Source organism: Candidatus Zixiibacteriota bacterium (assembly GCA_022865345.1).
Lineage (GTDB): Bacteria > Zixibacteria > MSB-5A5 > MSB-5A5 > RBG-16-43-9 > RBG-16-43-9.
The window spans coordinates 1-13222 of record JALHSU010000247.1 but is presented as its reverse complement, the minus strand read 5'-3'; the positions used below and the strand labels follow the sequence as shown (position 1 = coordinate 13222).

Below are 13222 nucleotides of genomic sequence, written 5' to 3'. Positions count from 1 at the left end.
CGGAGAAGTTCATGAGATGGGGTTTTTGCTGATCTATTTTCAGCCGTCTTTTTTCACTAACGTCTCGGATGCCTGGATGTTCAAGGAGAAAAGGAAAAAACTATTAGTCTCCTGGGCGGGGATATATATCCATCTTTTCCTTTGGGCTTGCGTCACCCTTTTGTGGAGGATTACCGATTTAGAGACCCAGCTTAATTCATTTCTCTTTGTGGTAATGATAGCATCTGGAGTTTTAATCATCTTCAATTTCAATCCCCTGATAAAATTGGATGGATATTACCTGTTATCCGACTGGCTGGAGATACCTAATTTGCGAAAGAAAGCTTTTGGGTATTTAGGCTCTGTTGTCAAGAATAAAATTCTCAAGCTCAGGGAGAAAGTTCCTGAAGTCACTGCCCGCGATAAAAAGATTTTTCCCCTGTACGGTACCCTGTCGGTAATCTATTCTTTTATTCTCATCCTTTATTTTTTCCTGAAGGTGGGTAACTTTCTGGTATCCCGTTATCAGGGTTATGGATTTGCCTTGTTTTTGGTAATCCTTTATTTTATCTTTCAACAGCCTTTAAAAGTTCTTTTGGCTGGCGGTTTTCATCTTTTCTTGATCAAGAAAGAAGGAATTATGAAACCGAAGAAGATCTTTATTTATTCCGGGATAATTATCCTGGCCCTGGTTTTGTTATTTGTGGTGAAACTGGACTTGAAGATCAGCCAGGAATGCGAGTTCGCCGCCATGGAGAGGTATTCCATTGTTAACAGTCCCTCTGCGGGGTTCATTGAGGAACAGCTTTATCAAGAGGATAAAGAAGAGAAAAGGCAGATGAATGTCTTGAGGCTGATCTCCTCTACTTACGGGACTGCGAATTTAGAGCCAATGGTAAAGGAGGGGCAAAGGGTTAAAAAGGGACAGGTTATAGTTCGCGTGTTTTCCAATCAATATATCAACGAACTGGAGGAGAACGAGGCAGCCATAAGAAAGGAAAAGGCTAATCTGGAGCTTCTGGAAAAAGGAGCCAGGCCTGAGGAGATAGCCCAGGCTAAAGAACAGGTGAGAAAAGCAGAAGCTAAACTTGAGTCAAACGAGAATGAACTTAAGAGGATTAAAGAGCTTTTTTCCCGGAATCTGATCTCCAGAGAGGAATTGGAAAAAAAGGAATCCGAACATACGGTCCTGGCCTCAGAGCTGGGGATTGCCCAGAACAATCTGAAGATACTTCTGAGAGGTGCAAAAAAAGAAGAGATCGACATGTCTAAGGCTGAGATCAGCCGGCTGGAGGCTAAAGCGAAATTCTATAAAGATCAAATCGCTAGTTCGGATTTCAAATCACCCATCTCCGGGATCGTCACCTCGGTGCAGCCGGAAGGGAATCTTTTGAGCATCGCCAATTACGATACCATAAGGGTCTTGATGCCGGTATCAGAAAAAGATCTGGACGTCATAAAATCAGGCCAGAAGGTCAAAGCTAAGGTAAGAAGCTTTCCCTGGAAAACTTTCTACGGGGCGGTAACCAGGATCGCCTATCAGGCAGAACAACATAAATCCCGCCAGGTTTTCCTGGTCACCAGCAGAATAGATAACTCCGAGCTCCTTTTAAAACCGGGGATGACCGGGCAGGCAAAAATCTACTGCGGTAAAAGAAGCATCGCCTACCTACTTCTGCGAAGGGTCAGCCGCTGGATCAGGGTCGAGGTCTGGTCCTGGTTTTAAAAAAAAATTCTAAAAAAGTCCTTGACAAAGGGGAACTTGCCAATATATTAAGTCAATTTACCGTAGGAGACGACAAAAGGGTAAGCAATTCCTCAAATATATATAAATCAACCAAATGTCAAAATACATCTATAAGTACGAGATAATAAATAACAACTGGAACAGGCCCCCTCCGTAAAAAAAATCATGCTGGAGAGTTTCTATTATTTTTTTGTTGTAAGGTAAACCACAAAAACTTTAACTTAAAGAAAGGAAAATGAAAATGTCAAAATACAAACTCTTCGGGATGAGCTTGCTGCTTATCCTGGGAATAATCCTCTTAAGCTCCTGCGCCAAGCCTCCGGACCAGGAGATGCAGGCAGCCAGGGATGCAGTTTCAGCTGCTATGAATGCTGAAGCTAATATGTACGTGCCCGATCTTTTCACTCCGGCCCAGGATTCCTTAAACCAGGCCGAGACTTTTGTCACGGAGAAGAAATATGGAGATGCCAAAAGGTTAGCCCTGTTTGCCAAGAGCTGGGCTGATTCTGCAACGGCCATGGCCGGAACCAAGAAAGAGGAGATGAAAGCCTCTGCGGAAAACGCGGTAAAAGAAGCAGCTGACAAGCTCGATTCTTTCAAAAAGATGAAGCTCACCGCCAAGATGAAGGCAGAGGTGAAAACCTGGGAAGGCTCGCTGGATCAGGCTAAGAAAGCCTTAGATGCCGGAAGTTACAAACAAGCCTCTGATATAGCTGCTCAGGTCAGCACGATGGTAGCCAAGGCTGAAGAGGGAATGAAAAAGCCGGCGCCAGTAGTGAAAAAGAAGAAATAAAACAGGCCCTATTCTAAGTTGACGGAGACAAAAAAATGCCAAAAGCAAAAAAGAAAAAAGGCGGTTGCAAAACCAAAAAGCCCTGCTAAGATTTAAAGGCAGGAATACCACAGAGAAAAAGGGCTTATTTTTAGAAATCAGTCCCGCTTAAAGCGGGACTGATTTTTTTAGAGAGATAAATTTTATTATTGCATTTTAAAAAGGAATAGCTCATATTAAAAAACCATTTTAAGTTAAAAGGAGGTGGAAGATGTTCATAATGCCCAAACAGGTTTTCCTCACCAAGGGGGTGGGAAGACACCTGGAGAAGCTTTCCAGTTTTGAGTTGGCTTTAAGGAATGCCGGGATCGCCCGTTTTAACATCGTAAGCGTCTCCTCCATTTTTCCACCGGAGTGTAAATTAATCACCAGAGCGCAAGGGATGAAAAAACTGCAGGATGGCCAGATAATCTTCTGCGTGATGAGCCGCAACTCGACCAACGAACCCAACCGTCTGATCTCTTCCTCGGTGGGACTGGCTATACCCAAGGAGAAGAAATATTACGGGTTCCTTTCCGAGCACTCGGCTTATGGCCAGACCGAGAAAAAAGCTGGAGACTATGCTGAAGATTTAGCCGCCTCTATGCTTGCCACCACCCTGGGTTTGGATTTTGACGTGGACAAAAACTATGACATGAGAAAAGAGATCTGGAAGATCTCAGGCAAAATAGTCCGCACCATGAGTATCACCCAGTCCGCAGAAGGGGATAAAAATGGCCTCTGGACCACAGTGATAGCAGCGGCTATCTTTATCACCCAGACCGAGCTCAAAAAACCGGCCTGAGAGAATCTTTAAGGAGGTATTTTTCAAAATGAACGAATTTTTAAAAAACCCTACCCGTCCCTTAGAAATCGAGAATATAAAGGATGTAGCCCAGCTTTTAGAAAAGATGAGTGGTATCTCTTTTCAGGGAAGGAATCTGTCCACGGCTTTGGGCGTATGGAAAGAAATGCTCAAAAAAAATGTAGTCATCTTCTTAGGCTTGTCCGGAGCGATGATCCCCGGAGGCTTAAGGCAGATACTGGTCTACCTGATAAAGAATCGATTGATCGACTGCCTAGTCTCTACCGGAGCAAATCTTTTTCACGATCTGCACGAGAGTCTGGGAAAATATCACTACTTAGGGGATCATCTGACCAGCGATTTGAAGCTAAGAAAGGCAGGCATCGATAGGATCTACGATACCTTCGCCTTAGAAGAGGAATTCAGGGAAACAGACGAATATATCAAAGAATTTACCCGCTCGTTTTTCGATCTGGAGAAGAGTTATTCTACCCGGGAGTTTTTCTATTCTTTAGGGAAAGTGTTATCCCGGATGAAGAAAAAAGAGGGAATGGTCAGCTCAGCCTATGCTTCCGGCATCCCGATCTTCTGCCCGGCAATAGGGGATTCCTCTTACGGGATCGCCCTGGTTGAGCTGGGCAGAGAAACCGGCAAAAGGTTCCAATTCGACGTTATCCAGGATGCTGAGGAGATCTCCAATTTGGTCCTCTGGGCTAAATCCACCGGGGTCATCTACATAGGAGGTGGAACCCCTAAAAATTTTATCCAGCAGGCAGAGGTCATTGCCTCCCTTCAGAGAGAAAGTAATAAATGCGGGCATGAATATGCCATTCAGATAGTGGTTGACTCTCCGCACTGGGGAGGGCTTTCCGGATGCACTTTTGCTGAGGCGCAGTCCTGGGGGAAAATCCACCCTAAGGCAAAAACAGTCACGGTCCATTCAGATGCCACCATTGCTCTCCCGTTTTTGGTGGGTGCTCTCTCCCAGGGGTCCAAAGGATTAATCCGAAAGAGAAAAAAGCCAGAGTTCAAGTTCGGGAAAGAACTTTCGTTAAAGAGGTAAAAAGAATTGTTTGATCAAAGACTTTTTCTTCCAGATAATTTCTTAGGCATTCCCCAGCCTTTCTCAAATTACCAAAAATCGAAGTTCGTCATTCTGCCGATTCCTTACGAGCAGACCACCACCTACAAGGCTGGAACTAAAGAAGGACCACAGGCTATTATCACAGCCTCTAAACAGGTTGAGCTTTTCGATGAGGAGTTAAAAACAGAAGCTTATAAGGCCGGAATCTATACTGCGGAAGAGTTAGAGCCCATATCCAAGGGACCTGAAGAGATGATAGAAAGAATCTATCGACTAAGTCGGGAGCTCCTTAAAGACGGGAAAGTAATTGTGACGTTAGGCGGGGAGCATACCATCTCCGTCGGCATAATAAAAGCCTATAAGGAAAAATATAAAAACCTTTCAGTTTTGCAGCTGGATGCTCATGCGGACTTAAGACAGAGTTTTCAGGGGAGCAAGTTCAGCCATGCCTGCACTATGAGGAGAGTAAGGGAGTTTGCACCTGCAGTTCAGGTGGGAATAAGGAACATAAGTTTAGAGGAGCATAACTGGGTCAAGAAAAATAAGATTCACCTTTTCTATGCCCGGGAAAAAGATAAAAGCCCGGTTGACGAGATCATAAATTCCCTTTCGGATAACGTTTATCTGACCTTTGACCTGGATTTCCTGGACCCCTCGATTATGCCTTCTGTGGGAACTCCGGAGCCGGGAGGGTTTTTATGGTATGAAACTCTGGATTTTCTCAAGACTTTATCTCAGAGGAAAACGATAGTCGGATTCGACATAGTTGAACTCTGTCCCCAGCCCGGAAATATCGCTCCGGATTTTCTGACAGCTAAGCTGATTTACAAACTTATCGGTTACATTGTAAAAAGATGAGGGAGAAGTAAGACGGAAAAAAAGAGAATAATAATTCTCCAAACAGGCGGTGTAAAAAGATGAAATGGTGGGAGAAATTTTTCGACGAATATTATCCAGAGGTCTATTCTCACTTAGAGAATTTGACTTCCAGGGAAGTAGATGGGATAGTGAGGGTTTTAGGGCTTAAGCCCAAAAAGATGATTTTAGATTTATGCTGCGGATACGGGAGGCATTGTCTGGAGTTAGCCCGGAGAGGGTTCAGAGTCACCGGTTATGATTTTTCCTCCTATTTCATGGAGAGAGCCAGAAAAGAGGCAGACTCCTTGAAGCTTAAGGTGAAGTTTATTCGAGGGGATATGAGGAAGCTTCCTTTCAAATCGGAATTCGATGCGGTCATAAATATGTATACTTCTTTTGGATATTTTCAGAATGAAAAAGAAGATTTGCAGGTTTTAAGAGGGGTAAATAAGGCCTTAAAAGAGGATGGCTTATTCCTGCTGGATACGATAAACCGGGAATTCCTTTTAAAGAATTTTCAGAGGAAGATGTGGGCTCCTAAAAAAGGGTTTTTTATGTTAGATGAATCGGTCTTCGACCTTTTCACCAGTCGCCAGGAAACCACCCGCACCCTTATTTTTGAAAATCGTCCTAAAAGGGAGTATTTTTTTTCCTTTCGCTCTTATACCCTTACTGAGATGATCTATAACCTGAAAAGAACAGGTTTTGTGGTGGAGCAGGTTTTTGGTGATTTTGACTTTAAGGAATACTCGATAGACCGGCCTCGAATGATAATTCTGGCAAAGAAATTAAGCTAAAAGGGTTTTTTCTCTCCAATTTTTTCTTCAATTTGACGTTTTTAATTATTAGATTTTAAGAAAAGAGATCAAGTGATGTCTACCTCAACGCTTTTGGATCTGGCAAACAGGTCTGATGGTTTCTCGATCCTGAGCGAGAAGATCGCAGAAGGGAAAAAAAGTATCACCTTATCCGGGCTGGTCGGGTCAGGGAAATCTTTTCTTTTAGCTCACCTGGAAGTGAAGATTCAGGCTCCGATTCTGGTCCTGACCTATCATCCGGATGAAGCTACAAAGCTTTTTGAGGACCTGCAATCGTTCTTGGGAGAAGATAAGGTTTCGCTCTTCCCCTCAAGGGAGATTCTACCCTATGAGCTGGAAGTCCCTTACTCTGAGGTACTGGGTGCCAGGCTCTCCTGCTTGCACGAGCTTTTGCTCCAGAGGAAAAAAGTGGTGGTGACCCATATACGGGCAATTCTGGAAAAGACCATCCCTCCGGATGAGCTGAAAAGTAAAATCATCCAACTGAAGGTCGGGCAGGAGCTGGAGATAGACGATCTGGTGCAGAGGATTTTAGGTTTGGGCTTCAAAAGAACCCCCCAGGTAGAAGAGGTGGGCACTTATAGCCAGAGAGGAGGGATTTTAGACCTTTTCCCTTATACTTCAGAGAATCCTCTAAGGATGGAGTTCTTCGGCAATCAAATCGAATCGATAAGGGAGTTTTCGGTTTTTAACCAGAGAACTGTCACCAAAAAAGATGAGGCTATAATCTTACCTAAAAGGGAGTTTCATCTAAGGGACGAAGAGCTGGAAAAATACCTAAGAGGGCTGGAAGAAAAAAAAGCTCAAAACTTAAGAGAGAGGATTAACCTCTATCAGGAGATCCCGGGTTTGGAATGGATGGCACCCCTTTTCAAGCTTCCTCAGGGCGAGCTTCTCGATTACCTGCCAGAAGAAACTCTCTGTTTTTTGGATGAGCCGGAGTTAATCCAAAGGGAGATAGGGAAGATCTGGGAAGAAGCAGAAGAAAGGTATCAGGAGGCAGACTCAAAAGGAGAATTGGTTCCGAAACCGGGTGCTTTTCTGAGAGGAATAACCTCCTTTGAAAACCGGATAAAGAAGTTCCAGCATCTGGAAAATCATTACTTGAAAAAGGAGAATCTGGATTTCGATTTTGAAATGGCTGAGCCGGACAGTCTGATCTCAGATTTTAGCCGGTTGAAGAAGACTTTAGAAAAAGAGGAGAATAGAGGAAGAAGAATCTATATAACCTGTGAGAATTCAGGTCAGAGGGAAAGACTGGAAGAGCTTCTGGAAAAGGATGCAGAAAAGGTCATCTTCTTGTTACTTAACTTGAGTTCAGGTTTTGTCTTCCCGGAACTGGATTTAGCAGTCCTTCCAGAACACCAGCTTTTCAGGCGCTATTTCAGAAGAAGAAGAAAAAAGAAATTTAAAGAGGGTTTACCGCTTTCAGCTTACACCAGTCTTTCCTCAGGCGATTTTGTAGTACATATCGATTTCGGCATAGGAAGGTATGCCGGGCTGGAAACCCTTTCCATAGATGAAAAAAAGAGAGATTGTCTTCTTCTCATCTACAAAGACGGAGATAAATTATATGTCCCGGTAGAGGAATTTAACCGGATTCAGAAATATATTGGAAAAGACGGGGAACCGAACCTTTCAAAATTAGGCTCGCCTTCCTGGGAGAAAACCAAAGAAAAGACCAAGCAAGCCCTGAAAGAAATGGCAGAAGAGCTTATCCAGCTTTATGCGGAAAGGAAGGCAAAACCCGGACATTCTTTTTCACCAGACACCTCCTGGCAGAAAGAGTTAGAATCGTCCTTCATCTACGAGGAGACCCCTGACCAGATCGAGGCAATAGAAGCGATCAAAAAAGACATGGAAAAGCTTGTTCCTATGGACCGTCTGGTGTGCGGAGACGTAGGTTATGGTAAGACTGAAGTTGCTTTAAGAGCAGCATTTAAATGTGTGATGGACGGAAAACAGGTGGCTGTGCTCGTTCCCACCACGATTTTGGCTCAACAGCACCATACCACTTTCACCGAGAGACTAAGAGATTACCCGGTTCAAATTGAAGTCTTATCCCGTTTTAAGTCGCCTAAAGAGCAAAAAGAGATAATCGAATTCGTTGAAAAGGGGAAAATCGACATTGTCGTTGGTACACACCGGCTCCTGCAAAAAGACGTCCGGTTTAAAGATTTAGGACTCCTGATAATAGACGAAGAGCAAAGGTTCGGAGTCACTCATAAAGAGAAACTCAAAAAATTCAAAAAATCAGTTGACGTCTTGACCCTGACAGCCACACCTATTCCCCGAACTTTGCAGCTTTCCTTATTAGGGGCTAAAGATATGTCCATAATTAATACCCCACCCAAGGATAGACTGCCTATCCAGACAAGCATATCGCGGTTCGATAAGGAGTTAATTACAGAGGCGATCTTAAAGGAGGCTGATCGGGGCGGACAGGTCTATTTTGTGCATAATCGGGTTGAGTCGATCAATTCTATTTATAATTTGTTAAGAAAGTTACTTCCTGATCTCAGGCTGGCAGTTGCCCATGGCCAGATGGAGGAGAAGGTCCTGGAGAAGATCATGCTGCAATTTTTGGAAGGGAAATACGATTGTCTACTCTGCACTAATATCATCGAGTCCGGCCTGGACCTGCCCAATGTCAACACTATCCTGATCAACCGGGCTGACAGATTCGGATTAGCAGAGCTTTACCAGCTAAAAGGAAGGGTGGGCAGATCCAACCGTAAAGCTTATGCTTATCTTTTGGTCCCGGATTTCGGGGATCTGACCCCCCAAGCCCGAAAAAGGCTTTCTGCAATTCAGCAGTATACCCAGTTAGGCTCAGGCTTCTATTTAGCTTTACGAGACCTGGAGATCAGAGGAGCAGGAAACATTTTAGGTCCCCAGCAGCACGGCTTCATAGAGGAGATCGGATTTGACCTGTACTGCAGGCTTTTAGACGAGGCGGTAAGAGAGATAAAAGGAGAGAAGATCAAGAAGGTCAAAGAGACGAAATTAGAGATAGATTTAGACCTTTTCATTCCCCAGCAGTATATAGAAGATAGCCAGCAGAGGATGGAGATCTATAAAAAGCTCTCAGAGGTCAGAAGGAACGAGGATATCGAGGAGTTGAAGATAGAGCTCAGGGACAGGTTCGGGCCTTTGCCCATAGAAGCAGAAGAGCTTCTGGAGATATCGGAGATTAAACTCTTATCTCAGGCAAAGGAGATCTCCAAGCTTTCCTTAAGAGGGGATCGGTTGAAGATAGAATTCGATCAAAGCAAAAAAGTGGGGAAAGAAGAGATCAGGAAATACCGGGAGGGACTTACTTACCCGATGGAGTTTTTCGCGGATAAGAATTTGAAAATGGAACTATCTTTAAATTCGACCGAAAATCGCCTGGAGCAGACAAAAAAGGTCTTGCAAAAATTGTAGAAAGCTTTATATTAAAAATTTAAATGAGTTAAACTTAACCTTATTAAGGAGGTAGAGGTGAAAGGAAGATTAGCAGTATTAGCCCTAATAGCACTTACTCTTGTATGGATAACCGGCTGTTCATCCAAACAGGGACAGATAGTTGCCAAAGTAGGGAAGATTAATATAACTACAGGGGAGATAGTTAAAGATTACCTGGATATGAAGAAAAATATGCAGGTAAGGATCGTCTCGAATCTACCAGAATACGACCAGTTCAAACAGTTTTTAGATCAGAAGATCGACTCCAAGCTTTTAGTCCAGGCCGCTTATGAGAAAGGTTTAGATAAAGACCCGCAGATCACCAGTCGGCTCGATCAGGAAAAGGACAAGATCCTGATGAGCGAGCTTTTCCGCGTAGAGATTTTAGATAAAATCAAAATAACCGATAAGGACGTGGCGGACCTCTACAAAAAGTTAGGAGAAAGCATCAAGGTAAAACATATACTGGTTAAGACCAAAAAAGAGGCTGACCAGATCTATGAGGAGCTTAAGAAAGAAGCGGTTTTCGATTCTCTGGCCAAACAGAAGTCCATTGATCCCGGTTCCAAGGACAGGGGAGGAGATCTGGGGTATATCAACTGGAATACGGCAATTGGTGGAACACCCTTAATCCCCTTTAAAGATGTGGTTTATAAATTAAAGCCGCAGGAGATCTCCCGTCCAGTAAAGACTTTTTTGGGCTGGCATATAATTAAGGTAGAGGATACAAGAAAAGAAACCCAGAAAAGTTTTGAGGAGGAAAAAGACAGGTTGAGGATGAGTCTGCAGATGACTTTGCAGCAGGAAACCGCTATAAACTATATGGTCGATCTAATGGAAAAGACGGACATAAAGATAGTCAGTTCGACCCAGAAGATGTTAGAGGAAAAGGCTAAGGCTCTGGCAGCCCAGGATACCTCCAGGGCACAGATCGGAGCTATAAATATAGACCCTAATCAGCTCTCAGAGCAGGAGAAATCCTTACCTTTTCTAAAATACAAAGGTGGGGAGTTAAATGTGGATAAATTCCTGCAGTTCTATAATGGCTGGCCAGTTTTCCAGAGGCCACCTTTAGAGGATGAGGAGAACCTGAAAGGGATGCTTTTCAACTACCTTTTAGCCCCGGAGCTTCTAAAAAAGGTTTCCCAGCAGAAGAAGATAGATAAAAGCCAGGAGTTTAAGGATAAGGTGGAGCGGATTAAAGAAAATCTGATGGGAGAAAAATACAGGAACGATGTTATCTGGAAAGACTTAGTGGTAGATAAAGCTGATCTGGAGGCATTCTATGAAAATAATAAGGACAAATATATCGTTCCACCCCAGGCGCATGTTTTAGAGATTATGGTCAAAACTGAAGATGAGGCTAAAGCCATCCTCAAACAGCTGCGGGCAGGAGTCGATTTTAAAAAACTCGCCCAGGAAAAGACTATTCGGACATATGTTAAAAATAGCGGAGGAGACCTGGGTAATATCACGAAGAGCAACTATCCTGAGCTGTTCGATGAGGCTTTCAAGCTTAAAAAAGGTCAGTTGGCTGGTCCCATTCATATCTTACAGAGTCCGGTGGGAGAGGGTTATTCGGTCATAAAGCTCTTGGAAAAAGAGGATCAAAGACAGAAAACCTTCGAGGAGATGGAGCCGCAGCTCAAAGGGGGAGCTACCTTTGAGAAGCGAGGCGCTGTTTCCAAACAATGGGTGGCTGAGGCCCGGGCAAAAACCCAGATCAAAATTTACGAGCCGACTCTTCAGTCCGCCTTTAAAATGGTTCAAAAAGAACTTCCCCAGGAGAAAGCGTGAAAAAACTTACACTTCTCTTATCTATATTCTCTCTTTTAATTGCCTTTGGCTGTCAGAGCTCACAGAATAGCCCAGATGGTAAAGTAATGGCTAAGGTAAATGGCCAGGAATTAACCGAGGAACAGATAAATGCGGAGCTTTCCTTAGCCTATGCGGATAATATTCCAGCTCAAGCCAGAAAAGACTATCTGAATCGCTGGATCGATAACCAGCTTTTTTATGAGGAAGCTAAAAGAAGAGGTCTGGAAAAAAATCCTGAGGTGAAAGAAAGGATCGAGCAGGCAGGCAAGGATGTGATGGTTATCAGTTTGCTCCAGGGTCAGATAACCAAACAGATTCAGATCTCAGAAGATGAAGCCAGAAAATTTTATGAACAGAATCAGGCTCTTTTCAAAAGGGATCAGGATGAGGTCAGGGCCAGCCACATCCTTTTTCCTACCAGGGAACAGGCAGGCTCAGCTTATGCCCGGCTGAAGAAGGGTGAGGATTTCGAGCTTTTAGCCCGGGAATTATCCTTGGACTCACTTACCAGAAATACTGGGGGAGATATTGGATACTTCAGTCTCTCCAATATGCATCCGCTCATAGCCGGGGTAGCTTCTGGCCTTCAAACCGGGATGGTCTCCTCGCCTTTCAAGACCGCAATGGGCTACCACATCCTGAAGGTCACAGACAGAAAACCGAAGGGAAGCATCCGGGATTTCGAGGAGGTAAAAACGACCCTGATGAGCCAGCTGCTCCAGGAGAAAAGGAACCAGGCAATTTCCAGCCTGCTGGAGGAATTGAAGAAAAAAGCGAAAATAGAGAAATTCGGGTGGGCTGCAGACTCCCAGGTCACCCGGTAAGAGCATTTAAAGAATATGAAGATAATAAAGAGCATATTTTTGCTCAGCTTGTTCCTGCTTTTCCCCCCCCTGTCTATTCCGGCACAGGATACTTTGGACTATGTCGTGGCTGTGGTGGGAAAAGATATAATCTTAAATTCAGAGCTTAAGCTCCAGCTGGAAATTTACCTCACCCAGACCGGACAGAAGATATCCTCTCCAGAGGAATTGGATAAGTTGAAAAAAAATCTTCTGGAGCAGATGATAAACGACCGGCTTCTTCTGATCCAGGCGCAAAAAGATACGCTTTTGAAAGTTAGCGATAAGGAGATAGATCAGACCCTGGAAAGCCAGTTAAGCAAGATCAAAAGTCAGTTCCCATCTGAGGAAGCTTTCCAGAATGAACTTAAAGCCGAAGGTTTAGCTGAATCAGAGCTCAGGAGGAAATACCGGGAGCAGATACAAGAACAGCTTTTAAGGGATAAGCTGATCTCCTTCAGGTTGTCCAAGGTCAATATCTCCTCACGGGAGGTCAAGGAATTCTACCAGAACTACAAGGATAGTCTTCCGGAGCAATCTGAGTCTGCCAAACTAAGCCAGATTTCTTTCAAAATGGACCCCAGCCAGAGAACTATCGACTCGCTGAAAAGCCTTAGCCGAATGATCCTGGAAAAAGCTAAAGCCGGAGAGGATTTTTCAGAGCTGGCAAAAAAATACTCTGAGGACCCCAATGCCAAGGAAGGTGGGGATTTAGGTTTTCTGAAAAAAGGGGAGATACTGCCGGAATTTGAGGAGAAGGCATTTTCCTTAAATCCGGGCGAGATTAGCGACGTGGTGCAGACGCCTCTGGGTTTTCATATAATAAAGTTAGATGAAAAAAAAGATGAGCAGATACACGTTCATCATATCCTGATCAAAATCCAGCCCTCCCCGGCTGATTCAGCCCGGGTTTTGAGCCTGGCTGATTCGTTGTATCAGAGGCTTAAAAACGGTGCTGATTTTGTCCAGATGGTTAAAGATTACTCCCAGGATGAGGACTCCAAGAAAAAAGG

10 protein-coding genes are annotated in these 13222 nt (G+C 44.0%); all 10 read left to right on the top strand.

All coding sequences use genetic code 11. From position 1 onward, the window contains the following. Window positions 1-1705, top strand: a 1705-nt coding sequence (locus MUP17_11750; protein MCJ7459647.1) for an efflux RND transporter periplasmic adaptor subunit, incomplete at its 5' end; no start/stop codon positions are given. A 262-nt stretch (window positions 1706-1967) separates the two neighbouring features. Then, entirely contained in the window at window positions 1968-2519 is a 552-nt protein-coding gene (locus tag MUP17_11745) for a DUF4398 domain-containing protein (protein MCJ7459646.1), read from the top strand. A 250-nt stretch (window positions 2520-2769) separates the two neighbouring features. Beyond that, window positions 2770-3342 carry an arginine decarboxylase, pyruvoyl-dependent gene (locus MUP17_11740; protein MCJ7459645.1) on the top strand — a complete coding sequence of 191 codons (573 nt, stop codon included), beginning with the start codon at window positions 2770-2772 and terminating at the stop codon, window positions 3340-3342. 28 nt (window positions 3343-3370) lie between these two features. Beyond that, complete coding sequence (locus MUP17_11735; protein MCJ7459644.1) at window positions 3371-4405, top strand: deoxyhypusine synthase; 1035 nt, start codon at window positions 3371-3373, stop codon at window positions 4403-4405. A 6-nt stretch (window positions 4406-4411) separates the two neighbouring features. Continuing rightward, window positions 4412-5284, top strand: coding sequence for an agmatinase (gene speB / locus MUP17_11730; protein ID MCJ7459643.1), 873 nt, complete (start codon window positions 4412-4414; stop codon window positions 5282-5284). 59 nt (window positions 5285-5343) lie between these two features. Further along, window positions 5344-6081, top strand: a complete 738-nt coding sequence (locus MUP17_11725; GenBank protein MCJ7459642.1) for a class I SAM-dependent methyltransferase — start codon at window positions 5344-5346, stop codon at window positions 6079-6081. Window positions 6082-6156: 75 nt separating this feature from the next. Beyond that, a complete protein-coding gene (gene mfd, locus MUP17_11720) occupies window positions 6157-9528 on the top strand; it encodes a transcription-repair coupling factor (protein ID MCJ7459641.1) in 3372 nt (1123 codons plus the stop codon). A gap of 57 nt (window positions 9529-9585) precedes the next feature. Continuing rightward, on the top strand, window positions 9586-11346 hold the full coding sequence (locus MUP17_11715; GenBank protein MCJ7459640.1) for a peptidylprolyl isomerase: 1761 nt from the start codon (window positions 9586-9588) through the stop codon (window positions 11344-11346). Next, complete coding sequence (locus MUP17_11710; protein MCJ7459639.1) at window positions 11343-12191, top strand: peptidylprolyl isomerase; 849 nt, start codon at window positions 11343-11345, stop codon at window positions 12189-12191. The genes MUP17_11715 and MUP17_11710 overlap by 4 nt, the downstream gene beginning before the upstream one ends. Window positions 12192-12206: 15 nt before the next feature. Then, a partial coding sequence (locus tag MUP17_11705) for a peptidylprolyl isomerase (GenBank protein ID MCJ7459638.1) occupies window positions 12207-13222 on the top strand: 1016 nt, incomplete at its 3' end.